This is a genomic window from Ensifer sp. 22460, from assembly GCF_052044935.1.
Taxonomy (GTDB): Bacteria; Pseudomonadota; Alphaproteobacteria; order Rhizobiales; family Rhizobiaceae; genus Ensifer.
In genome coordinates this window covers 173,758-195,717 of sequence record NZ_JBQENZ010000012.1, presented here as the reverse complement: position 1 = coordinate 195,717, position 21,960 = coordinate 173,758, and the positions used below count along the sequence as shown (strand labels likewise).

Annotated in this window: 20 protein-coding genes, 1 tRNA gene and 2 pseudogenes; 7 read left to right on the top strand and 16 right to left on the bottom strand. The window is 61.7% G+C overall.

Going from position 1 to position 21,960, the window contains the following annotated elements:
- Nucleotides 1-235: 235 nt before the first annotated feature.
- Nucleotides 236-1,153 carry an ornithine carbamoyltransferase gene (gene argF / locus ACTJKM_RS17220; RefSeq protein WP_057248105.1) on the bottom strand — a complete coding sequence of 306 codons (918 nt, stop codon included), beginning with the start codon at nucleotides 1,151-1,153 and terminating at the stop codon, nucleotides 236-238.
- A 100-nt stretch (nucleotides 1,154-1,253) separates the two neighbouring features.
- A complete protein-coding gene (locus tag ACTJKM_RS17215; protein ID WP_058329050.1) occupies nucleotides 1,254-2,453 on the bottom strand; it encodes an aspartate aminotransferase family protein in 1,200 nt (399 codons plus the stop codon).
- 420 nt (nucleotides 2,454-2,873) lie between these two features.
- Here ACTJKM_RS17215 and ACTJKM_RS17210 point away from each other — a divergent pair, with 420 nt between their 5' ends.
- Complete coding sequence (locus tag ACTJKM_RS17210) at nucleotides 2,874-3,395, top strand: GcrA family cell cycle regulator (RefSeq protein WP_058329051.1); 522 nt, start codon at nucleotides 2,874-2,876, stop codon at nucleotides 3,393-3,395.
- A 68-nt stretch (nucleotides 3,396-3,463) separates the two neighbouring features.
- Here the strand turns inward: ACTJKM_RS17210 and phoB are convergent, their stop codons facing one another.
- From phoB to phoR, 7 genes are all read right to left on the bottom strand, one after another.
- A complete protein-coding gene (gene phoB, locus ACTJKM_RS17205) occupies nucleotides 3,464-4,147 on the bottom strand; it encodes a phosphate regulon transcriptional regulator PhoB (protein ID WP_057248102.1) in 684 nt (227 codons plus the stop codon).
- Nucleotides 4,148-4,408: 261 nt separating this feature from the next.
- Nucleotides 4,409-5,122 (bottom strand): phosphate signaling complex protein PhoU, encoded by a 714-nt coding sequence (phoU, locus tag ACTJKM_RS17200; RefSeq protein ID WP_093231848.1) that lies wholly within the window; start codon nucleotides 5,120-5,122, stop codon nucleotides 4,409-4,411.
- Nucleotides 5,123-5,172: 50 nt separating this feature from the next.
- Nucleotides 5,173-5,988 (bottom strand): phosphate ABC transporter ATP-binding protein PstB, encoded by an 816-nt coding sequence (pstB, locus tag ACTJKM_RS17195; RefSeq protein ID WP_058329052.1) that lies wholly within the window; start codon nucleotides 5,986-5,988, stop codon nucleotides 5,173-5,175.
- Between the two features lie 13 nt (nucleotides 5,989-6,001).
- Entirely contained in the window at nucleotides 6,002-7,324 is a 1,323-nt protein-coding gene (gene pstA, locus ACTJKM_RS17190) for a phosphate ABC transporter permease PstA (protein ID WP_058329053.1), read from the bottom strand.
- Nucleotides 7,321-8,805 (bottom strand): phosphate ABC transporter permease subunit PstC, encoded by a 1,485-nt coding sequence (pstC, locus tag ACTJKM_RS17185; RefSeq protein ID WP_058329054.1) that lies wholly within the window; start codon nucleotides 8,803-8,805, stop codon nucleotides 7,321-7,323. The genes pstA and pstC overlap by 4 nt, the downstream gene beginning before the upstream one ends.
- A gap of 96 nt (nucleotides 8,806-8,901) precedes the next feature.
- On the bottom strand, nucleotides 8,902-9,936 hold the full coding sequence (locus ACTJKM_RS17180) for a substrate-binding domain-containing protein (protein ID WP_057248097.1): 1,035 nt from the start codon (nucleotides 9,934-9,936) through the stop codon (nucleotides 8,902-8,904).
- Between the two features lie 195 nt (nucleotides 9,937-10,131).
- Complete coding sequence (phoR, locus tag ACTJKM_RS17175) at nucleotides 10,132-11,400, bottom strand: phosphate regulon sensor histidine kinase PhoR (RefSeq protein WP_057248261.1); 1,269 nt, start codon at nucleotides 11,398-11,400, stop codon at nucleotides 10,132-10,134.
- A 232-nt stretch (nucleotides 11,401-11,632) separates the two neighbouring features.
- Here phoR and ppk2 point away from each other — a divergent pair, with 232 nt between their 5' ends.
- Nucleotides 11,633-12,529 carry a polyphosphate kinase 2 gene (ppk2, locus tag ACTJKM_RS17170; protein ID WP_058329129.1) on the top strand — a complete coding sequence of 299 codons (897 nt, stop codon included), beginning with the start codon at nucleotides 11,633-11,635 and terminating at the stop codon, nucleotides 12,527-12,529.
- 101 nt (nucleotides 12,530-12,630) lie between these two features.
- On the opposite strand, the gene ACTJKM_RS17165 is transcribed toward ppk2, so the two are convergent.
- A complete protein-coding gene (locus ACTJKM_RS17165) occupies nucleotides 12,631-13,845 on the bottom strand; it encodes a hypothetical protein (RefSeq protein WP_058329055.1) in 1,215 nt (404 codons plus the stop codon).
- Nucleotides 13,846-14,180: 335 nt separating this feature from the next.
- On the opposite strand from ACTJKM_RS17165, the gene ACTJKM_RS17160 reads away from it, so the two are divergent.
- Together ACTJKM_RS17160 and ACTJKM_RS17155 are read left to right on the top strand one after the other, a co-directional pair.
- Nucleotides 14,181-15,191, top strand: coding sequence for an NAD(P)H-dependent flavin oxidoreductase (locus ACTJKM_RS17160; protein ID WP_058329056.1), 1,011 nt, complete (start codon nucleotides 14,181-14,183; stop codon nucleotides 15,189-15,191).
- A gap of 76 nt (nucleotides 15,192-15,267) precedes the next feature.
- Nucleotides 15,268-15,343 (top strand) — tRNA-Thr (locus ACTJKM_RS17155).
- A 122-nt stretch (nucleotides 15,344-15,465) separates the two neighbouring features.
- Here ACTJKM_RS17155 and ACTJKM_RS17150 read toward each other — a convergent pair.
- The 3 genes from ACTJKM_RS17150 to ACTJKM_RS17140 form a co-directional block, all read right to left on the bottom strand.
- Nucleotides 15,466-16,137 (bottom strand): VOC family protein, encoded by a 672-nt coding sequence (locus ACTJKM_RS17150; protein WP_058329057.1) that lies wholly within the window; start codon nucleotides 16,135-16,137, stop codon nucleotides 15,466-15,468.
- A 197-nt stretch (nucleotides 16,138-16,334) separates the two neighbouring features.
- The gene (locus ACTJKM_RS17145; RefSeq protein WP_058329058.1) at nucleotides 16,335-17,768 is read right to left on the bottom strand and encodes a DUF1254 domain-containing protein; all 1,434 of its coding nucleotides are present in this window, start codon (nucleotides 17,766-17,768) and stop codon (nucleotides 16,335-16,337) included.
- A gap of 165 nt (nucleotides 17,769-17,933) precedes the next feature.
- Complete coding sequence (locus ACTJKM_RS17140) at nucleotides 17,934-18,395, bottom strand: hypothetical protein (protein WP_057248259.1); 462 nt, start codon at nucleotides 18,393-18,395, stop codon at nucleotides 17,934-17,936.
- Nucleotides 18,396-18,598: 203 nt separating this feature from the next.
- On the opposite strand from ACTJKM_RS17140, the gene ACTJKM_RS17135 reads away from it, so the two are divergent.
- Nucleotides 18,599-19,609, top strand: coding sequence for an AraC family transcriptional regulator (locus tag ACTJKM_RS17135; RefSeq protein WP_057248092.1), 1,011 nt, complete (start codon nucleotides 18,599-18,601; stop codon nucleotides 19,607-19,609).
- 58 nt (nucleotides 19,610-19,667) lie between these two features.
- Here the strand turns inward: ACTJKM_RS17135 and ACTJKM_RS17130 are convergent.
- Nucleotides 19,668-19,880: pseudogene (locus ACTJKM_RS17130) on the bottom strand (DUF2721 domain-containing protein); the annotation flags it as partial.
- A 2-nt stretch (nucleotides 19,881-19,882) separates the two neighbouring features.
- Between ACTJKM_RS17130 and ACTJKM_RS17125 the strand changes: the two are divergent.
- Nucleotides 19,883-20,487: pseudogene (locus tag ACTJKM_RS17125) on the top strand (enoyl-CoA hydratase/isomerase family protein); the annotation flags it as partial.
- A 57-nt stretch (nucleotides 20,488-20,544) separates the two neighbouring features.
- Nucleotides 20,545-21,219 (top strand): type 1 glutamine amidotransferase domain-containing protein, encoded by a 675-nt coding sequence (locus ACTJKM_RS17120; RefSeq protein ID WP_057248091.1) that lies wholly within the window; start codon nucleotides 20,545-20,547, stop codon nucleotides 21,217-21,219.
- A 68-nt stretch (nucleotides 21,220-21,287) separates the two neighbouring features.
- Here the strand turns inward: ACTJKM_RS17120 and ACTJKM_RS17115 are convergent, their stop codons facing one another.
- Complete coding sequence (locus ACTJKM_RS17115) at nucleotides 21,288-21,638, bottom strand: EF-hand domain-containing protein (RefSeq protein WP_058323613.1); 351 nt, start codon at nucleotides 21,636-21,638, stop codon at nucleotides 21,288-21,290.
- Between the two features lie 17 nt (nucleotides 21,639-21,655).
- On the bottom strand, nucleotides 21,656-21,907 hold the full coding sequence (locus tag ACTJKM_RS17110; protein ID WP_057248089.1) for a glycine zipper 2TM domain-containing protein: 252 nt from the start codon (nucleotides 21,905-21,907) through the stop codon (nucleotides 21,656-21,658).
- Nucleotides 21,908-21,960 lie beyond the last annotated feature (53 nt).

Sequence of the window (21,960 nt, the reverse complement as noted above, 5' to 3'; positions counted from 1 at the left end):
TGTCCCCCGGCGCAACGTGCCCGCTGTCTCAATCGATCCCGCGATAAACGGATTGTCCACCGGATATGTGCCATCAGCCATTGCGCCGCGCACCACCCGTGGCAGTCGGCGCTTCACTGTTGCCAGGAGCGCCCTGCAGCCGCCTAGATCGTGTCGCACGGCGGCAATGTCAATAGCCGGCCTCACAGCCGCCGAAGCGCTGCGCCATCGCGCTCACCGCGGCGCTCGCAAGGGCCTAGACGAGCCCCATGCACCAGGCGATGATCGACTTCTGCGCATGCAGGCGGTTTTCGGCCTCGTCGAAGACCACCGACTGCGGACCGTCGATCACCTCGTCGGTCACCTCCTCGCCACGGTGCGCCGGCAGGCAATGCATGAACAGCGCATCGGATGCCGCTTGCTTCATCAGCGCCTCGTTGACCTGATAGGGCTGGAAGACGTTGTGGCCGCGGGCACGATGCTCCTGGTTCATCGACACCCAGGTGTCGGTGACAACGCAATTGGCGTTGGCGACCGCCTGCTCGGCATCGTGACACAGCAGGATCTCGCCGCCGTTGTTGCGGGCCCAGTTCAGGATCTTGTCCTGCGGCTCGGAGCCGAGCGGCACGGCCATGTTCATGCGATAGCCGAAGCGGGCGGAGCCTTCGATCAGCGAGTGCAGCACGTTGTTGCCGTCGCCGGTCCAGGCGATCGTCTTGCCCTTCACCGGTCCGCGATGCTCCTCGAAGGTCATGATGTCGGCCATAATCTGGCAGGGATGGGTGTCGTCGGTCAGGCCGTTGATGACAGGGACCGTCGCGTGTTCTGCCAATTCCAGCAGGCGGCGATGGTCGGTGGTGCGGATCATGATCGCATCGACATAGCGCGACAGGACCTTTGCCGTATCGCCGATGGTCTCGGCGCGACCGAGCTGCATCTCCGTGCCCGAAAGGAACAGGGTTTCGCCGCCGAGCTGGCGCATGCCGACATCGAAGGACACGCGGGTGCGGGTGGACGGCTTTTCGAAGATCATCGCCAGCATCTTGCCGGCGAGCGGCTTCTCGGCGGTTCCGGCCTTGGTCGTCGCCTTTCGGACGCGGGCATCATCGATGATCGTCCGAAGATCGGCGGCCGTCATGGCCGAAAGATCGAGAAAGTGTCTGGTGCCTGCCATCGTACTCGGTTCCTCAAAAAATCGAACCTATGTGCGCCACGCAGCGGCGTGAACGCACGAAGGTCATTCTACCATCCTGGGTCAGTCTTGGCCCTATCGGTCAGGCCGCAGCGTTACCACTTGCCTTCCGCACTGCTTCGGCGGCGCGCTCGATGCGTGCGAGGCCCTCGCGTGCTTCCTCCGCCGTCACCGTCAACGGCGGCAGCAGGCGCAACACGTTGTCGCCGGCCGGCACGGCCAGGAGCTTCTCGGCGCGGATCTCCTTCAGGAGATCCGCCGAGGGGCCCTTTACCTTGATGCCCAGCATCAGGCCATCGCCGCGGATATCTTCGATGATATCGGGATAGCGATCCTTCAGCGAAGCAAGACCCTGGCGGAAGACGAGCGCGACGTCGCGCACATGGGCGAGGAAGCCATCAGCGAGGATGACGTCGAGCACGGCGTTGCCGACGGCCATCGCCAGCGGATTGCCGCCATAGGTCGAGCCATGCGTGCCCGCCACCATGCCGGCTGCCGCCTCTTCCGTCGCCAGGCAAGCGCCGAGCGGGAAGCCGCCGCCGATGCCCTTGGCAACGGCCATGATATCCGGGCGGATGCCCGTCCACTCATGGGCAAAAAGCTTGCCGGTGCGGCCGACGCCGGTCTGAACCTCGTCGAGGATCAGGAGCAGGCCGAATTCGTCGCAGAGGGCGCGCAGTTCCTGCATGAATTCCTTGGTCGCGGGACGGATGCCGCCCTCGCCCTGGATCGGCTCGATCAGGATCGCGGCGGTCTCCTCGGTGATCGCATTCTTGACGGCCGCGATGTCGCCGAACGGAACCTGGTAGAACCCTGGGGCCTTTGGCCCGAAACCTTCAATGTACTTTTGCTGACCACCGGCGGCGATCGTCGCGATCGTGCGACCGTGGAACGCGCCCTCGAAGGTGATGATGTGAAACTTCTCCGGCTGGCCTTTGGCGAAGTGGTACCGCCGCGCCGTCTTGATCGCGCATTCCAGCGCTTCCGCACCGGAATTGGTGAAGAAGACCCGATCGGCAAAGGTGACGGCCGCCAAGCGGCGTCCAAGACTTTCCTGACCGGGAACTTCGTAAAGGTTGGAAAGGTGCCAGACCTTCTCGGCCTGCGCCTTCAGCGCCTCGACGAGATGCGGATGCGCGTGGCCGAGCGAGTTCACGGCAACGCCGGCGGCGAAGTCGAGATAGCGCGAGCCGTCTTCGGCGATCAGCCAGACGCCCTCTCCTCGCTCGAAACGCAACGGCGCGCGCATGTAGGTATCGTAAAGCGGCGTGGTTGCAGTCATGCGAGGCTCTCCTTACTCCAGTCGGCATCGGTCCCGCTGCTTCATGCGGCCCGATAAAAATCAAAAATGCCGCCTTTCGGCGGCGCAGGCACTATTCCTATTTCGCGCCGCAATGTCAATAAAACCAAGCCTTGCAGTGCAACAGAGAAGCCCGTTTCCCGGCGGCGAAAAAATCGCCCGGAAGGGCTTGCAAAAATGCAACGCCAGCCGAGCAAGTTGGGGAAAACTACGAAATCGATTCGGCGTGAATCCCGGGACTCTTGCCACGGAGTCCGACGGTCAGTACGTTAACATTCAATTACTAGACGCATGCGGCGGACCTAGTCACCAAAAGAGTTATCGCGTTTGCAACCTCGGGATTCAACCGGGGTGCGGTGAGGGATTCTGCCATCCCCAACGCTGAGAACGGAGAGTGCAGAAATGAACTGGACTGACGAGCGGGTGGAGAAACTGAAGAAGCTTTGGTCCGAGGGCCTGAGCGCAAGCCAGATCGCGGCACAGCTCGGCGGCGTCAGCCGTAACGCTGTCATCGGCAAGGTTCATCGCCTGAGCCTTCCAGGCCGCGCCAAAGCCGGCGGCAGCACCACTGCGGCGACCCGCCCGAAGCGGCCGACCTCGGCGCCGCGCGCTCCGAACTACGCCTCGCGCGTTTCGACCCGCACCGTTGCCCGTCCGTCCGGCGCCACCGTTCTCAAGGAGGAGATCGAAGTCGATCTCGTTGCCGAGCAGGATTTCAGCATCCAGACCGACGTGGTCGTGCCAATGTCGCGCCGCCTCGAGCTGACCCAGCTCACCGAACGCACCTGCAAGTGGCCGATCGGCGACCCGCTGAAGGAAGAGTTCCATTTCTGCGGCAACGATTCCCCGGAAGCTTCGCCCTATTGCAGCTTCCATGCGCGGCTTGCCTACCAGCCGTCCGCCGAGCGCCGTCGGATGCGCTAAGGATCCGCACAGGACCAAAACGAAAGGGGCCGATCGGCCCCTTTTTTATTGACTTTTGTTTGCCCTTCTCAGCTTTCGAGCGAGTAGCCGGCGCCGCGCACGGTGCGGATGACATCAGGCATGGTCGAGAAGTTCAGCGCCTTGCGCAGGCGGCCGACATGCACGTCGACGGTCCGCTCGTCGACATAGATGTCGTGGCCCCAGACGCCGTCCAGCAACTGCGAGCGCGAGAAGACACGGCCCGGAGAGGACATCAGGAACTCCAGCAGGCGGAACTCTGTCGGCCCCAGGCGAACTTCGCGGCTGCGGCGATGGACGCGATGGGTTTCCCGGTCGAGCTCGATGTCGCCGCAGCGCAGCAGCGTCGAGAGAACTTCGGGCTTCGCCCGGCGGAGCATCGCCTTGACGCGGGCCATCAGCTCCGGCGTGGAGAAGGGCTTGACCACATAGTCGTCGGCACCGGTCGCCAGACCGCGAACGCGCTCGCTTTCCTCGCCGCGCGCCGTCAGCATGATGATCGGCAACCGCTCCGTCTCCGGGCGCTGGCGCAGCCTACGGCAAAGCTCGATGCCGGAGACGCCCGGCAACATCCAGTCGAGGATCAGAAGGTCGGGCAGGCGTTCCTGTAGCCGGATCTCCGCCTCGTCACCCCTGAGGATCGTATCGACGTCGAAGCCTTCAGCTTCCAGATTGTAACGCAGCAGGACGCTCAGCGCCTCTTCGTCTTCGACCACGGCGATTTTTGGCAACATCAGGTAACGTCTCCTTACCGCGAGCGCCGTGCGGGTCCAGCGGACCGGCCGGCACTCAGACACTCTAAATCTGGAGCACCCCCGCCAATTTCAAAGGCGGTGCGAAAAGCCGCATGCTTCAGATGCAGGAATTCGGGGCCGCGACCGAAGCCGCGACCGGATGATATTCATGGGGCACGCATTGCGAACGGCGCGTTTAACGCCAGAGCGGGATGAGGAAAAGTGTATGCGGTTGTCCCCCCCGCATCCCGCTCCAACCTTCTAGTCGTTGACCGAGCCCAACGTCGACGTGTTGTCATCCTTCGGGCGCTCACCTTCCGGCTGGGCACCCGTCGCCATGTAATAGATCGTCTCGGCGATGTTGGTCGCGTGGTCGCCGATACGCTCGATGTTCTTGGCGCAGAACAGAAGATGCGTGCAGGGCGTGATATTGCGCGGATCTTCCATCATGTAGGTGAGCAACTCGCGGAACAGCGAGGTGTAGATCGCATCGATCTCCTCGTCGCGTTCGCGAATGCTGTTGGCCTTTTCCGGCGAACGCGACGCATAGACGTCGAGCACTTCCTTGAGCTGCACCAGAGCGAGTTCGGCGAGATGCTCGAGACCGCGGGCGAGCTTGCGCGGGATGCCCGAACCGGCAACCGCGATCACGCGCTTGGCAGTGTTCTTGCCGAGGTCGCCGACACGCTCCAGGTCGGAGGCGATGCGGATCGACCCCATGATCTCGCGAAGGTCGGCGGCGACCGGCTGGCGCTTGGCGATCGTGACAATCGCCTTCTCGCCGATCTGGCGCTCGGCATCATCGAGAACGGTGTCGTCCGAGATTACCTTTTGCGCCAGCGCCAGGTCGGAATTGACCAGGGCGCGGACGGATTCGGCGACCATCTGCTCGGCGAGACCGCCCATTTCCGAGATGCGGCGCGTCAGGTACTTCAGTTCTTCGTCATAGGCGGACATGATATGCATGGACATGATCGTCGATCCTTACAGGCGCTTTCCAGTGACTGTTGCAGCCGTGATTGGCCTCAGCCGAAGCGGCCCATGATGTAATCCTGGGTGCGCTGGTCATCCGGATTGGTGAACATCTTGTCGGTGTCGTTCTCCTCGACGAGATTGCCGAGGTGGAACATGGCGGTGCGCTGCGACACGCGGGCGGCCTGCTGCATCGAGTGGGTCACGATGACGATCGTGAAGTTCGTGCGCAGTTCGTGGATGAGTTCCTCGACCTTGGCGGTCGCGATCGGGTCGAGTGCCGAGCAGGGCTCGTCCATCAGGATGACTTCCGGGCTGACGGCAACAGCGCGTGCGATGCAAAGGCGCTGCTGCTGACCACCGGAGAGGCCGGTGCCCGGCTCCTGCAGGCGGTCCTTCACCTCGTTCCACAAACCTGCCTTCTGCAGGCTGGTCTCGACCACATCGTCAAAGTCCGCCTTGGTGCGGGCAAGTCCGTGGATGCGCGGACCGTAGGCGACGTTGTCGTAGATCGACTTCGGGAACGGGTTCGGCTTCTGGAAGACCATGCCGACGCGGGCGCGCAGCTCGACCACGTCAATGGTCGGGTCGTAGATGTCGTCCTCATCGAGCGTGATCTTGCCGGTCACACGGCAGTTCTCGATGGTGTCGTTCATGCGGTTCAGCGTGCGCAGGAAGGTCGACTTGCCGCAGCCCGACGGACCGATCAGCGCCGTTACCGTGTTCTCGCGGATGTTGAGGTTGACGTCGAAAAGCGCACGCTTCTCGCCGTAGTAGACCGACACATCCTTGCCGATCATCTTGAAGGGAACCGTGTTCATTTTCTGATCCAAGGCTTTCTCGACCGCTGCTTCTGACATGATGTTCATAGTAATTACCTCACTACCAACGGCGCTCAAAGCGACGTCGCAACAGAATGGCGCCAAGGTTCATGACGACGAGGAAGATGAGAAGAATGATGATCGCGCCGGAGGTGCGCTCGACGAAGGCGCGTTCCGCCTCGTTGGCCCACATGTAGATCTGCACCGGCAGCGCTGTCGACGGCTCCATCGGCGAACCGGGATAGTCGACGACGAAGGCGACCATGCCGATCAGCAGGAGCGGCGCGGTTTCGCCAAGCGCGTGGGCAAGACCGATAATCGTACCGGTCAGAATGCCCGGCATGGCCAGCGGCAGAACGTGGTGGAAGATGGTCTGCATCTTCGAGGCACCGAGACCGAGCGCCGCCGAACGGATGGACGGCGGAACCGCCTTCAAGGCCGCGCGGGTGGCGATGATGATCGTCGGCAGGGTCATCAGCGTCAGCACGAAACCGCCGACGACGGCCGCCGAACGCGGCATGCCGGCAAAGTTGATGAAGACGGCGAGACCCAACAGACCGTAGACGATCGACGGAACGGCCGCGAGGTTGTTGATGTTGACCTCGATCAGGTCGGTGAGCCGGTTCTTCGGAGCGAACTCTTCGAGATAGATCGAGGCGGCAACGCCGATCGGCAACGACAGCAGGAGCACGATCAGCATCATGTAGAACGAGCCGAGGGCGGCAACGCCGACGCCCGCCGCTTCAGGACGGCTGGAGGCGCCGAAGGTGAAGATGCCGGTGTTGAAGCTCTTCTTCAGGACGCCGGCGCTTGCGAGCTCGTTCATCCAGGTGACCTGCTGGTCCTTGACCTTGCGCTTGCTCTCTTCGACCTTGAGGTCGATCTGCCCCTTGTTGGCGGAGTCGATGTTGGCTTCGGCCAAAAGGGTGACCGGAATGGTCTTGCCGACGATGGACGGATCCGCCACGACAATGTCGCGCAAGAGCGTACGGGAGCTCGCAGAAACCATGTCGGTCGCCTGCTTGACCAGCGGCCGCTTGGTCGCATCGATGCCGAGCTGCTTGACGAGCGCATCACGCACCAGCAGCGGATAGTTGGCGGTCATCAGTACCTTGCTGTCGGTCGTGCGCTCACCGTTGGGGTCGATGACCTTTTCGGTGAATTCGATCGGCAGCGTGATCGTCGTCTGCTGGAACGCGGTGTAGCCGTTGGAAATGACGGTCCACAGCAGCAGCGCCAGGAAGAAGAGACCGGTGCTGATTGCCGCAATGCCGTAGGCGCGGAACCGGCGCTCGGCGGCATAGCGGCGCTTGATGCCGATATCGCGCTTTGCGGATTCAGGACGGGCGGAGATCCGGACGGTCGGGGAAGCGATGTCGGTCATTCGTACTGTTCCCGGTATTTGCGCACGATGTAGAGCGCGTAAATGTTGAGGCCGAGCGTGATGACAAAGAGCGTGATGCCCAGCGCGAAGGCCACCAGCGTCTGCGGCGAGGTGAACTCGAGGTCGCCCGTCAACTGGTTGACGATCTTCACGGTCACCGTCGTCATCGGCTCGAAGGGATTGATCTGCATGCGGGCCGCGACACCGGCTGCAAGCACCACGATCATCGTTTCGCCGACGGCACGCGATGCGGTCAGAAGCAGCGCGCCGACAATGCCGGGAAGTGCAGCCGGAAGAATGACCTTCTTGACCGTTTCCGAACGGGTGGCGCCGAGGCCCAGCGACCCGTCACGCAGCGCGCGCGGCACCTGGGTGATAATGTCGTCGGAAAGCGACGACACGAACGGGATCAGCATGATGCCCATGACGATGCCTGCGGTGACCACGCTCTGCGCCTGGATGAAGTTCTGGTAATTGCCGGTGGCAAGGCCGTTCAGCTGCGCCGAGATATCACGCAGGAACGGACCAACGGTCACGAGAGCGAAGAAACCGTAGACGATGGTCGGGATGCCGGCGAGCACTTCGAGCAGCGGCTTTGCGGTCGAACGCAAGCGCGGGCTTGCATACTCCGCCATGTAGATGGCTGCGAAGAGGCCGATCGGCACTGCAAAGAGCATGGCGACGAAAGCGATGTAGAGCGTGCCGGTGAGAAGCGGGATCAGCCCGAACTGGCCGGAGGCGCCGCCGCTGCCGGCAGCAGCGAAGCGCGGATCCCAGACCGTGCCGAAGAAGAATTCGAACGGCGAGACCATGGTGAAGAAGCGGCCGGCTTCCGACAGCATCGAGGCGACGATGCCGACCGTCGTCAGGATGGCGATGGAAGACGCGACGATCAGCGAACCGAGAATGACCCGCTCGACCTGGTTGCGTGCACGGAAGCGGGTAGCGATGTTGCGGATGGCGTAGATGCCGCCGGCAATCGCGATCAACAGTACGGCCGCGGTCATCAGCCAGCGGTTGGCGGCGGTCATCGCGTTGAAATGCTGGGCGACGGTGACCATGTAGGGCTCGCCTTCGCCGGCCAGGGCGACGCCCTTGGCCGCGAGCGTCGAGCGGAGATTGGCGGCACCGCTTTCGAGTGCCGCGACCTCCTCGCCGCTCAGGCGCAGCAGACCACCGGCAACGGACTTGACCTGGCCGAGCGCGAGCTGAACCGCGGCGGCCCCCTGGTTCTGGACGGTGTCCGGCAGGGCCGCGCGCGTGCTCCCGTCAATATAGATAGGACCGGTAATCAGCCAGGCGCCGAGAACGAGCGCCGCCGGCAGCATCGCCCAGATAGCGACGTAGCTACCGTGATAGCCCGGCAAGGAATGAAGGTTGGAGAGCTTGCCGCCAGCCTGCGCCAGCGAACGTGCGCGACCGGCAAAATAGGCAATGAAACCAATAACAATAATTAGCAAAAGAAGGAGCGAGGTACTCATCCGCACGTCTCCCCGGTATCGCCCGTCACGGGCCGCCGGCAAATCGAATGAAGGCATGCCCCGGCGCGAAGGATATCGCGCCGGGGCTTGTCGTTATCAGAGCATGTTGCCGGCTGCGAAAGCCTTGCGGATTTCTTCGCGCTCGGCGTCCGGAGCAGCAACCAGGCCGTACTCGGCGAGCGGGCTGTCCGGGCCGATCATCTGGTCGTTGATGAAGAACTCAACATATTCCTTGAGGCCCGGGATAACGCCGAGGTGTGCCTTCTTGACGTAGAAGAACAGCGGGCGGGAAACCGGATACTCGCCGGAAGCGATCGTTTCGGTCGACGGTACGATGCCGTTGACGGTCGCGACCTTCAGCTTGTCGGCGTTGTTTTCGTAGAAGGACAGGCCGAAGACACCGATGCCGTTCTTGTTGGCAGCGATACGGGCGAGCGTCTCGGTGTAGTCGCCGTCGATGTCGACAGCCATGCCGTCCTTGCGGACCGCGACGCACTTGCTGTGCTGCTGCTTTTCATCGGTAACGGCAGCCTTGATGACGTCAACGGCGCCGGCGTTCTTGCAGCCTGCAGCCAGGATCTTCTCTTCGAAGACTTCGCGGGTGCCGTGCTTTTCGCCCGGGATGAAGGCGGCGATTTCAACTTCCGGAAGGGCGGAGTTGACTTCCGACCACTTCTTGTAAGGGTTGGCAACGAGCTTGCCGTCGACGACGACTTCAGCAGCGAGAGCCTTGTAGAGGTCTTCCGGCTTCAGGGCGAGGTCGGCATTGCCGGCGTCGGTCGCGAAGACGATACCGTCATAGCCGATCTTGACTTCCTGGATTTCGGTCACGCCAGCGGCCTTGCAGGCCTCGACTTCGCTGTCCTTGATCTTGCGCGAGGAGTTCGCGACGTCGATGGTGTCCGGGCCGACGCCCTTGCAGAATTCCTTCAGGCCGGCCGAGGAGCCGCCAGATTCAACGACCGGGGTCTTGAAGTCGGGGAAGGTCTCGCCGAACGTCTCGGCTACGATCTTGGCGTAGGGAAGAACGGTCGAGGAGCCAGCGACCTGAACCTGGTCACGGGCGGCGGCTGCGCCGGCAAATGCGGCAGACGCTACCAGCGCCGCGACAGTGAGTTTAAGAGCTTTCATAAAAGTTCTCCCGGAATGGGCTTGTGTTGGTGTGCGCCAAGCGTTGCAGCGCTCTTCGCCGTCTTATCGGCTGCCCCTAGTTAGCTGCCGATGGCCACACCTTTTATGTCAGTTTGACGAAACATTTATGACAGCTCATGTCATTGAAAATGCTAAGGGAAAATGAACGGTCCCGGGTTTTCCCGCGCCAATATGTCAGAACCGGACCGTAAAAGTCGTACCTTTGCCGATCTCAGAATGGATCAGCAGCCGGGCACGGTGCCGGGTGAGGATGTGCTTGACGATGGCAAGGCCCAATCCAGTGCCCTTTTTCGAGCGGCTCGCCTCGACATTGACCCGATAAAAACGCTCGGTAATGCGCGGGACATGCTCGGCGGGGATGCCCGGCCCATAGTCCTTCACGATCACCTCGGCCTGCGTGCCTTCTTCGCCGCCACGCAAGGTTATGTCGACCTTCTTGCCCTCCTGGCCGTACTTGCAGGCATTCTCGATCAGGTTCTCGAAGACTTCGATGAGCTCGTCGCGATCGCCCTGTACGATGACGGGCTTGTCCGGCACCACGAGAGAGACCGTGACGTTCAGGTCCTTCGCCAGCGGCAGGAGGCTGTCGCGGACATGGCCGAGCAAGGGCGCAAGGTCCACCGGATCGTCCGGCGCGATATGCGAGCGCAGCTCCAGTCGCGAGAGCGACAGGAGGTCGTCGACGAGGCGGCTCATGCGCGTCACCTGCTCATGCATGATGCCGAAGAATTTTTCCTGCGCCTTCAAGTCGTTGCGCGCGGGGCCCTGGAGGGTCTCGATGAAACCGCGCAGCGATGCCAGCGGCGTGCGCAGCTCATGGCTGGCATTGGCCACGAAATCCGACCGCATGCGGTCGATGCGGCGCGCCTGCGAGATATCGCGAAAGGTGATCAGGAAGATGCGGGGCGTCCGCCCCTCGCCGCCGATTTCGGCGGGTGCCACGCGCACGACATAGACGGCATCCGACGGCAGCCGCTCGGTATGCTCGATCTGGTTGGCCTTGCCGGTCGCCATCGTCTCGCGGATCATGTCGAGAACACCGGGCGAACGCACCCGGGCGGCCAGGTAAGTGTTCGGCGGAATGGTGCCGAAGGCTTTCTCCGCGGCGATGTTCTGGAAAACCACCGTCTCATCGGCGGCGACGACCAACACCGGCATGTCGAGCGCATTCAGCGCCGGCACCAGCGGATCGCTGGTCGGGCCATCGACGGCCACAGCCTTGGCCGGGCTCAAGATCACCGAGGCCGGCGCACTGCGGTTGAGCAGCGCCGCAACCAGAACGATCCAGAAGGGAAGCACGATAAGGAAATGGATGCCGGCAAAGGTCGCAAGGATCGCCAAAAGCAGGGTGAGGCCCAGCAGCCAGCGCTCAGCCTTCAGCCGCGGCACCAGGTCCCGCCAGAACGCTTTCGAACCGTCCACCTCGACATCCTCATGAATCACTTTGTCTTCCTCCCGGACCAAAATGATCGAGGAATAGCGATCCTTCATGACATGATTTTCACGACCGGCTTGAATCCGCAATGCAATTGTGGCCTCCTCCAAGGAAATCGGGCCTTGAGCACCGCGACTTTTCGGCGCTGCTTGGAGCTGCAGAAGTTTGAAAACGCGCATGATCCTGCCGATGATCGAAGCCGGTTTTCGGGCCCGTGCGCCAAGCCGAAAGGGCGAGCATATGGCGTTAGCGGAGACGACGGAAAAGGCGGAAAGCCGCGCAGTGGAGCTGCAGATCGACGGCAAGAGCCGCGTCTTCGACATCGACAATCCCGAGTTGCCGAAGTGGATCGACGACGCAGCGTTTTCGTCCGATGACTATCCCTACAAGAAGAAGCTCGACGAGGAAGAATATCTCGAGACGCTGGAGAAGCTTCAGATCGAGCTCGTCAAGGTTCAGCTCTGGCAGCAGAAAACCGGAAAACGCATCATCGCGCTGTTCGAGGGCCGCGACGCCGCCGGCAAGGGCGGCGCGATCCATGCGACCATGGGCAACCTGAACCCACGCTGGGCGCGCATCGTGGCGCTGACGAAGCCGACAGAGACCGAGCGCGGGCAATGGTATTTTCAGCGCTATGTCGCGACCATGCCGACGGCTGGGGAATTCGTGCTGTTCGACCGCTCCTGGTACAACCGCGCAGGCGTCGAGCCGGTCATGGGCTTCTGCACGCCCGAGCAGCACAAGCAGTTCCTGAAGCAGGCGCCTCGCTTCGAAAAAATGATCGTGCACGAGGATATCCAGTTCTTCAAATTCTGGATCAACATCGGCCGCGAGATGCAGCTCAAGCGCTTCCACGATCGCTGCCACGATCCGCTGAAGATCTGGAAGCTGTCGCCGATGGACATCGCCGCCCTCAACAAGTGGGACGACTACACGGCAAAGCGCAACGAGATGCTGAAGGCAACACACACGGAACACGCACCCTGGACCGTGGTGCGCGGCAACGACAAGCGACGCGCGCGCCTCAATCTCATCCGCCACATCCTCTCCACGCTCGACTATGACGGCAAGGACAAGAGCGCGATCGGTGAGGTCGACGACAAGATTGTCGGGTCCGGCCCGGGCTTTCTGAAGTAGCGCCCATACGACAGCGGCCGAAGGAGACGGCCCCGCCAGAGGGCGGCCAACGCGGTCAATTGGGGTCAGAGGCTCGAGGACGAAGAGGCCTCGTGCGGGACTTATTGGCCCGGAAGGACGCGTATGGCGTAGAGGGTGAGGCCCTTGCCCTCGCCGCTGATATCGCTGTTGATCACGATCCGGCCGGCGGAGTTCGGTGCAAGGCTGCGATCGAAGGTGACCTTGAACAGCATGTCGAGCCGTTCGTCATGCACCGTGAAGCGATGACGGCCGCATTCGCCAAGCGAGGAGAAATTGCACTCGACGGCAAACTCGGTCGTCTTGCCTGGCTGGGCCTGCACCGTCAGCGCCATGGTCGAGGTTTTGCCGGACAGCTGCGCCAGGACCGTTGCCGGGATTTCGATGGTGATGTCGCCTTCCGTTTCGGCAACCGAGGAAGTCAACTGGATGCGCTTGCCACCGTCGTCATCCACCGGCTCGGCCTTGGCGCGTGAGCCCGCCACGACCGCGGCAGTGTTTTCAGGCGCAAAGACTTCCACCCAGTCACCGGTGAAGCCCTGCTGGGCGCCGAGCGTTTGCAGACCGGCAGCACCGTCGAAATCTTCCGATGCCACCGATGCCGGCGGGTTGGCGACGTTGGTGTCGCGTTCGGCCGCGGATTTCAGAAGATCATTGGTCTGCACCCACCAGGCGGCGGCACCTGCGGCTGCGGCAAGGGTGACGACCACCATGGTGAAGGACAGGAAGCGGCTGCGCTTGCGGCGGCGCTTTCGATCGGTATCACCACGAACCTCGGGCGCGGCGGTGGCGGCTTCCGCGCTCTTTGTGGCAGTATCCGCTGCCGCACGCGTCGAGACGACCGGGCCAACACGGTCGGCACGAAGGCCGCCGAGACCGCCGTCATTCGCCGCGGGACGGGACGCATCGGCAGCAAAGCCAGGCTCGCGGCGGTCCGCCGCCGGCGACTGCGCTTGGGCCTGAGGCCGGGATTGCGCTTGGGATTGCGGCTCGATACGCGCCTGCTCAGGGCCACGTGCGCGGACGTTATCATCGACACTGACGACGGGAGGTGTGGCAACGGGAGGCGCCGGTTGCCGCGCCCTGAGGGCGGCACGCTCCTCCGTTTCGATCGCATGGATCACCGCCTCCAGCCGATGGCGCTGCTGGGCGATGACGTTGCCGTCCTCAATTCCCTGTTTCTGCAGCCCGGCTTCCAGCGCCTGGCGGGCCGACTGATAGATGCGCGCGCGAGTTTCCGCGCTGGCGCGGTCGGAGCGCTCAAGCGCATTTCTGATCGCAGTCTCAAGTCCGCTCACATCAAGTCCTCTGTGTAGGCAGGGCTTTGGGCCTGCCGGCGCGCTCCAGCTGATCGGTACCCCTCGATCTTTCTCCAAGGGCCTAACGGTTAAATCTGGAGGCACGCCGTTGGTTTTGTTAACAATTGCGTAACCGCTGCTTTCGGAATCCGCAAGTCCGGCGGGCCGGTNCCAAGCCCGGGGAAAACGCGACAACTTCGCAGGCACAATGCAGGATAAGCCGGCGTCGCCGGCGCGAAAACCACCTCTTTGCAAGCGATGAACTTGCTGCTATCTGTTTTGACGTTTACGCAAACGTCAAAGTTCAATGCGCCAATCGAGGGATGGAGAAACCGATGCCGCTTCCGCCAATTCTTTCCGGAACGACGAGACTGCCGGTCGTCGGCGCGCCCCTGTTCATCATCTCCAATCCGCAGTTGACGATCGCACAGTGCAAGGCCGGCGTGATCGGCGCCTTCCCTGCGCTCAACGCTCGTCCGCATTCGCAGCTCGACGAATGGCTTGCCGAGATCACCGAGACGCTCGCCGATCACGACGCCAAGAACCCGGGCCGGCGCGCCGCGCCCTTCGCCGTCAATCAGATCGTGCACAAGTCCAACGCGCGTCTCGAACAGGACCTGATGCTCTGCATCAAATACAAGGTTCCGGTGGTCATTTCGTCGCTCGGCGCCGTGCCCGAGGTCAATGCCGCGATCCATTCCTATGGTGGGATCGTGCTGCATGACATCATCAACAACCGCCACGCCAATTCGGCGATCCGCAAGGGCGCCGATGGCCTGATCGCCGTTGCTGCCGGCGCCGGCGGTCATGCCGGCACGCTTTCGCCGTTTGCGCTCATCCAGGAAATCCGCTCCTGGTTCGACGGCCCGCTGCTTCTTTCCGGCGCGATCGCCACCGGCGGCGCCATCCTGGCCGCCCAGGCGATGGGTGCCGACATGGCCTATATCGGCTCGCCGTTCATCGCGACGGAAGAGGCGCGCGCCACCGACGCCTACAAGCAGATGATCGTCGACAGCAACGCCGCCGACATCGTCTATTCCAATTATTTCACCGGCATTCACGGCAACTACCTGAAGCCCTCGATCGCTGCTGCCGGCATGGATCCGGACAATCTGCCGGAAGCAGATCCGTCGAAGATGGACTTTGGCGCCGCAACCGACAGCGCCAAGGCCTGGAAGGACATCTGGGGCTGCGGCCAGGGCATCGGCGCGGTCAAGGAAGTGACCTCCGTCGCCCGTCTCGTCGACCGGTTCGAGCGCGAATACGATGCGGCACGTACCCGCCTTGGCCTGAAAGCCATGCCCGTCGCGGCCACCAACAAGGAATTTTCAAGTTCTCGAAACTGATGGCTTGAAATCTTGGCGCTTTGCGTTTATCAGCGCCTCACATTCGTTCCGCGGTCTTCCGCGGAACCGCCTCCGGGCCGCTTTAGCTCAGTCGGTAGAGCACATCATTCGTAATGATGGGGTCACGTGTTCGAGTCACGTAAGCGGCACCATTCTTCTCCGGAAATCAAATCGAACTCCATTCAGCAGACTGGTGCGGTGTTTCCCAAGTCCGCGTTTCGGCGCTTTCGCTTGCGGCAAGGCGACCGTTTGCAGGTCGCGACGGAGAACGGCGTTATGCCGCGTGGATCTTCCAACCATTAGCCAGGTCCGACATGGCTCCAGGCGCATCCACGCCGCCCAACCAAATTTCCAAACCCTTGGCGCTCGGCAATTGGCGCTTTTCCGGGAACCATGGCCGGCTAGGCGCGACAGCGATAAGCATCCCCTCATCATTACCGATCACGGCAAAGCCGGGAGAGGCCGGTCCGAGCGTTGCGACCCCGAACGTCCGGGCGGCCTCGGCAACGACACTCCCGACGTCTTCGGTCGGAAGTCCGACCTCGCTGAGGCAGGATAAATCAGCGCCGCTGAACGGCCGCTTTCCAGTCGGGCGGATTAGCCTCCGGCGGCCGATCAATTCCAGCACCGAGCTATCGGGACCATCGAAGTAGATGGATTTTGACTGCCAATGCCCCTCAAGAACGAAGCACTCTCCGCCATCCGGTTCCCGTTGGAGAGGCGTACGTTCCTTCAGCCATTCTATTGCGGCATCGAACCGATCATAGGGCACATTGAAAGCCAGGTGCACGCCGTGTGGTGCATCTCCAACGGCCGAGACCAGCCGGATTTCGCTCCATCCCACTTGGATGGAATTCCCGGCTGTCGGCAGTTTCAGCACATCGCGAAAGAAGGCTACGCTCTTCGAGACATCCGATGCAGGGAGTGTCAGTTTATTTATGCGCATGAAATCCGATCCCGACGACGCAATTAGCTTTTCGAGCTCCTTGTTACGACCTCAACATAAGTTGAGGTCAAGAAGCTCGCGATACCAATTCACCGCTGCCGGCGCCGTGTGCGCAAATGCCGGCCGTCGCCAACTGTCCTCCGGGCACGATGGCCGCGAGGGGCACTGGCACCGGCCGCGCATCAGCTTGGTCGGGATTATTGCGCCACTTTGACGCCCGGCGGCTGCCAGGTGCCCTGGCCCGCCGGCAAGATCGAAGGTGGCGTAGGCTTCGGCCAATATAGGCGCATCACGAGATAGATTTTGTCGTCCGGCGCCGGAAGCCAATTGGACTCCTTGTCCGCACCGGGGCTGTCTTTTTGGATGTACAGCGTCAGCGAGCCGTCCGCCCCCTTTTTCATCGCCGGCAACATCGGAGAGTTGATGAGGTAGCGATTGATCGGATTCTTGACCAAGAGCTGGCTCTTGCCGTCGTACATCGTAACGGACCAAAACGCATTCACTGGCGGCAACTGATCGGGTGCGAAGGTGATCGTGTAGTTGTGCTTGCTGGCGTCGAGCGGCTCACCGGTAGCGTCCGTTCGGGTATAGGGGTACATGGCTTCCACGGCATCGTTGCCATAGAGACCGCCCTTGGCGGCGCCTGCCCTCATCAACCAATCGCCGTTGTAGAAGGCCTCGTCGCCAAAGAACGAGCCGATGTTCCAGCCGTTGATGTCCTTGTTTCCGCTGGCCAGCCATTTGTCGACTTTGTCATTTCCTTGCTTCATGGCCACCAGGAATTCGGCTTTGTGTTCGAGCGATAGCTCCTTGAACTCGAAGGCCTTGCCGGGGCCGATACCAATCTTGGCAAGTTTCGCACGAACCGCCTTGTCCCTTGGCGTCTCAGGGACGAACTGCAGGGCCGCGTCGAGATACTGGAAGAAGTTATCCTTGATCCCGGCAGTGGTGGCAGGAAGGAACTCGATCTTGGGCGCGGCAAGCGGGGCGGGTTGTCCAAGGAAAGCGGAAAGCGGCTGCGCCTTGTAGCCGGCCTGAATTTTCTCGACGTTCGGCATGTCGTCGGGGTGGAAGAGCTGGGTACGGAAAGCCGCGAACGTGAACGGCGTCGTCGATCGGAAGACCTGCTTGATTCCGGGGGGCGTTTCCCCTTTCCAATCGGGGCCGACCACCAGATAGTCGCCCGGCTCGGTCCCCGTGGCGCGCGTGCCGATGTAGCCGAAATTGTAGGTGTTGCCGTCGATCAGCTGGACCGAGTAGTAGCGGTCCTTTTCGACCGTCGGCACAGAGATGACCATCGGTTCGGCGCGCAAATCCAGCCAGAGAATCGAGTAAGGCGTGTCGCTGTTCGGCGTGATGATTGCCGTGTCCGCCGGGGTGGCGACATGGTGCATGTTGTAAATTTCGTTGAACGGTGCCTTGAACTGCCCCGAGTTTCTGTCTACGGCATACTCCTGCATGACGGCATAGTTCATCACGAGCGGCAGGCCATAGATGAAGCCTTCCTCGGCAATGTCCTTGGCCTCGATGATGCCGGGATAGCTCTGCGCCATCAGCAGGTTTGGCCTCGCAATCGCAGCGCTAGCGGCGATCACCGCGGTGGATCGAAGTAGATCTCTCTTCGTCAACATTTACCGTACTCCTCCATTATTCGATGAGTTATCGAAACGACGAGAGCTGTGGGGCAGCTCAGGAACCCTGGACGCAATTGTGCAGTTCGTTGGCTGTTGGTGAGGTATTCGCGAGAGCTGTGCAGGCTGCAGTCGGGATCGCACCGACGCGCAATCCGGCGGGTGCTAATACAGAAATGCCCGCCGGTAGCCGCGCCTGGCCACGCCTGCATAAGAGAGCGGCGTCAACGGCATGCCGATGATGTCGATGAACACAGAGACCTCGGAGCCCTTCTCCGGCATTTCGCCACCAACCACCTTGACCGTGTAAGTCAAGTTATTGTCGTTCAGCTCCGGATTCTCCAGGACGACGACAACCTGTCGGAGCTTGTTCCCTTCGAGGATCGACAGGTCGGCATTCGGCGGATCGGAAAGGAAGCTGTCCTTGCCCTTGCTCCAGAACGGCAAGAAAGCGGTCGTGGCCATGTTCCCGGCAATGCGCTCCGGACGGTCAGAGAAAAACAACGTGGCGCCGCCAATACCTTCGAGCGTCAGCTTGCTCGTCGCCTTGTCGAATTTCATAGCGCTTGCGGTTTGAACGAACAAGAAGTCGGCCGCTTCATCGGTCGCCTGCGCCAGTCGCGGCATGAACGGCACTGTCGTCGCCGCGACAGCTGTGGCTGCTAGCAGTAGGTTCCGTCTGGTTGTCATAGTCGTACCCCTCCCATAGGTCGCAAGACGTTCAGATCTCTACTTGTGCTACTCACACGTTTTACGGCACTAAACAGTATTCGCAATACAAAACCACTCATTTTGCGCCACGGCTGTCTTATTTCTGGAGTGTTGCACGCATGGCTGAGATCCCGGTCATCTCCAACCGCATCCTGTCTGGTATGCCGGCCTTCATACGCCGTGAAATGGGGCAAAAGGCGCTGCTGCAGGCCAATCGTGCTATCGGGTTCGATCTCGAACTGACCGAGGGAGAGAACTGCTTCATCCCGCACGCGGCGGTAATCGGCTTCGTCGAGGCGGCCGCGCGGACAGCCGGTGAGGCCAACTTCGGAATTCTGATCACGCCGATGATGAACATCGCCAACTATGGCAGCTTCGGACACTACGTGCTTGGCGCCGACTCCTTGGGGCAGGCCATCGAGCGCAGCATTGCTGGCCTTCGTTTTCACAGTACGGTTGATAGGATGTCAGTCGCAGTGGTTGGCGACGAGGTACGGTACAGCTATGCGTTCGCTTTGGCCGGCCACTCTGGATATGCCAGTATTGTCTGTGCCGCCGCGGGCGTCCTGCTCAGCCTCTTCAAGCCTTATCTGCCCTCTGACTGGCGACCGCTGCGCGTCGAGCTTGACACCGACAGACCGCGCCAGACGGGCATTTTTGAAGACGTCTTCCAGTGTCCGGTTCTCTTCAACGCACCCGCGACAAGCATCGTCATGGATCGCCATCATCTTTCCGCTGCTCCAAGGGCCGCTTCGTGGCCAATTGTCACCATCGAGGATGTGGCGCGAGACCGGCAAGGCGGCGCTCCACGGGATCTGCTCGAGGTCATCGTGGAGCAGGTGCGGGTCCAAGTTCTCACCGGCAGCGTGTCGATCGATAGCGCCGCGCAAACATTGGACACCAGCGTCCGGACGCTGCAACGTGAACTGAATCGGGCTGGCACCGATTTTCGCGGGTTGGCGGGCGCCGCAAGGGTTCAGCGAGCCATTGAGCTGCTGCTGCATACGAACGGCTCGATCACGCGCGTCTCGGCGGAGTTAGGGTATTCGTCCCCAGCCAATTTTGCCCGGGCATTCCGAAAGGCAACCGGCAACGGACCGCGGGAATTTCGCTCGAATATCTCGCCTTGAAGGTACGGCCGTTGGCCGTTCAGCAGCGTGAACGGCTGCCAAGGTGAGAAGTATTTGGTCAGTCTTGCTCCATGGGAACTCGGTCCATTCGTATCTGCCGTAACAGGTTTCGTCCCGCGATCAGCAATTCAAACAGGAATGCGACAAGTGATCCAATGAGCGAGACTATGGCACCACCGAAAAACCAGAAGAGATTCTCCTGGCGCAGCCCGATGGCAAGAGCGCCAGCAAGGAGATTTAGGATTGCGCCGCCCGTGCAAATGCCGGCCATCTTCCACCGGCATGCCTCCCGGGCCGACGGGCATGCATCCCGTGCCCGATTTCATGACGCGCCTCAGCCGCCTGCAGGCCGTGACGATCGTTTCCATTCGCGGGCGGGCAAGCGGCATCGGCAGCGAACTGGCGCTTGCGGCCGACATGCGTTTCGCCAGCCGCGAGAAAGCGGTACTATCGCAGTTCGAAGTCGGTGCCGGCTTCGTCCCGGGCGGCGGGCCGATGGCCTACCTGCCTCGCCTCGTCGGCCGCGGCCGAGCGATCGAAATTCTGATCGGCGCGGATGATTTCAACGGTGAACTGGCCGAACGCTACGGCTACGTGAACAGAGCACTACCGGACGCGGAACTGATGCCTTTGTCGATGCCCTGGCGAAACGCATCGCCTCGTTCGATCAATATGCCATTGTCGAGACCAAGAAGCTGATTGACAGAGCCAGCCTGCCACCGCAGGCGGAAATGCAACCCGGGTGGGATGCGTTCATCACTTCGGTCCAGCGCCCAGCGGCGCAATCCCGCGTCAAGGCTTTGGTCGAGCAGGGACTGCAGCAACCCGGCGACGTTGAAAGGAACCTCGGCCACTACACCGCGAAGTACCGCGAGTAGCCGGTGCCATGCCAATCGGCGGCTCAACGGGAGCCACCGCGTCAAAGGGAGCGAAAGATGAAGATACTGATGGTTCTGACCTCACATGACCAGCTTGGCAATACCGGCAAACCGACCGGATTCTGGCTCGAGGAATTCGCTGCGCCCTATTACGTTTTCCGGGATGCAGGCGTCGACATTACCCTGGCCTCGCCCAAGGGTGGGCAACCGCCGATCGACCCGAAAAGCGACGATCCGGGCAACCAGACCGAAGCGATGGCCCGCTTCAAGGACGATCCCGCCGCGCAACGGGTCCTCGCCAACACCCACCGGCTTGCCGACGTCAAGGCCGATGATTTCGACGCGGTGTTCTATCCGGGCGGTCACGGACCAATGTGGGACCTCGCCAACGACGTGAACTCGATCGCGCTGATCGAGAGCTTCTACAATGCCGGCAAGCCGGTCGCTGCCGTCTGCCATGGGCCGGGGGTGCTCCGCAAGGTAACCTATCAGGGTGAGCCTATCGTCAAGGGAAAGCGCGTCACCGGCTTCACCAACTCGGAGGAGGAAGCCGTGCAACTGACGGATGTCGTCCCCTTCCTCGTCGAAGACGAATTGAAGCGTCTCGGCGGTCGCTTCGAAAAGGCGGCCGATTGGGCGGATTTCACGGTCGTCGATGGCCGTCTCGTCACCGGACAGAATCCGGCGTCCTCGACCTCTGGCGCCAAGGAATTGCTGAAGCTTCTGCGGTGAATGCGAGGTGGCGGNCCGCTACATTCACAACGGGACATCAAACCCAGACCAACCTGCCGTTTCAGCCGTCACTTCAGGTTGCCGTCGCCACTGCGATCCGCAGTCTTGAAGTCGGCCATCACCCTGTCCAGAAACTCCTTCTGGGTGACCTTGCCGTCGCTGTTGGCGTCGGTGGCTGCAAACTGCTGAGCGTTCAGCGCCTGCTTCGTCTCGTCGGGGCTGAGACTTCCGTCCTTGTTCTTGTCCAGGTTGGCAAAGGCGGCCGTCATGAAGCTCTCGTATTCGGAACGTTCGACCGCGCCGTCCTTGTTGCTGTCGAGCGCACTCATCTGGCCCTGGTTCATCGTTGCAGCCTGCTGCGCGACAGCGAGACCAGCCGGGTAGAACACAAGGACGCTCAAAAGAACGAGCTTTCTCATCCCTCAACCTTCCGCGATCAATAGTAGCGGCACGTCAGCGCATTGCCGGCTGCAGCGCCAAGTGTCGCACCACCACCAACCGCCCAGAGCTGACCAGTACCAGAGCCGATCGTCGAGCCGATCAGGCCGCCGACGATTGCGCCACCCACCGTTCCGGCAATGCAGCCGAATTCGTTGCCCGTCGGGCCGCTCTTCGACACGTAGGCAGATTGGCACCCGGACAAGGCTAGGGCGCCGGCAAGAATGATAGTTACGGTCTGTTTGCTCATTTTATCCTCCAATATGGCCGTCTGTTTGGAATAGAGATCGGGCGGAGGCGCCA

Bases quoted from the DNA above. Each gene is read 5' to 3' on its own strand.
- ACTJKM_RS17115 (WP_058323613.1), bottom strand. From the start codon at position 21,638: ATGAGAAAGCTCGTTCTTTTGAGCGTCCTTGTGTTCTACCCGGCTGGT.
- pstB (WP_058329052.1), bottom strand. From the start codon at position 5,988: ATGAACATCATGTCAGAAGCAGCGGTCGAGAAAGCCTTGGATCAGAAA.
- pstA (WP_058329053.1), bottom strand. From the start codon at position 7,324: ATGACCGACATCGCTTCCCCGACCGTCCGGATCTCCGCCCGTCCTGAA.
- ACTJKM_RS17145 (WP_058329058.1), bottom strand. From the start codon at position 17,768: ATGTTGACGAAGAGAGATCTACTTCGATCCACCGCGGTGATCGCCGCT.
- phoB (WP_057248102.1), bottom strand. From the start codon at position 4,147: ATGTTGCCAAAAATCGCCGTGGTCGAAGACGAAGAGGCGCTGAGCGTC.
- ACTJKM_RS17110 (WP_057248089.1), bottom strand. From the start codon at position 21,907: ATGAGCAAACAGACCGTAACTATCATTCTTGCCGGCGCCCTAGCCTTG.
- ppk2 (WP_058329129.1), top strand. From the start codon at position 11,633: ATGGCGTTAGCGGAGACGACGGAAAAGGCGGAAAGCCGCGCAGTGGAG.
- ACTJKM_RS17135 (WP_057248092.1), top strand. From the start codon at position 18,599: ATGGCTGAGATCCCGGTCATCTCCAACCGCATCCTGTCTGGTATGCCG.
- ACTJKM_RS17140 (WP_057248259.1), bottom strand. From the start codon at position 18,395: ATGCCGCGACTGGCGCAGGCGACCGATGAAGCGGCCGACTTCTTGTTC.
- ACTJKM_RS17215 (WP_058329050.1), bottom strand. From the start codon at position 2,453: ATGACTGCAACCACGCCGCTTTACGATACCTACATGCGCGCGCCGTTG.
- ACTJKM_RS17210 (WP_058329051.1), top strand. From the start codon at position 2,874: ATGAACTGGACTGACGAGCGGGTGGAGAAACTGAAGAAGCTTTGGTCC.
- ACTJKM_RS17120 (WP_057248091.1), top strand. From the start codon at position 20,545: ATGAAGATACTGATGGTTCTGACCTCACATGACCAGCTTGGCAATACC.
- ACTJKM_RS17150 (WP_058329057.1), bottom strand. From the start codon at position 16,137: ATGCGCATAAATAAACTGACACTCCCTGCATCGGATGTCTCGAAGAGC.
- ACTJKM_RS17180 (WP_057248097.1), bottom strand. From the start codon at position 9,936: ATGAAAGCTCTTAAACTCACTGTCGCGGCGCTGGTAGCGTCTGCCGCA.
- ACTJKM_RS17160 (WP_058329056.1), top strand. From the start codon at position 14,181: ATGCCGCTTCCGCCAATTCTTTCCGGAACGACGAGACTGCCGGTCGTC.
- argF (WP_057248105.1), bottom strand. From the start codon at position 1,153: ATGGCAGGCACCAGACACTTTCTCGATCTTTCGGCCATGACGGCCGCC.
- pstC (WP_058329054.1), bottom strand. From the start codon at position 8,805: ATGAGTACCTCGCTCCTTCTTTTGCTAATTATTGTTATTGGTTTCATT.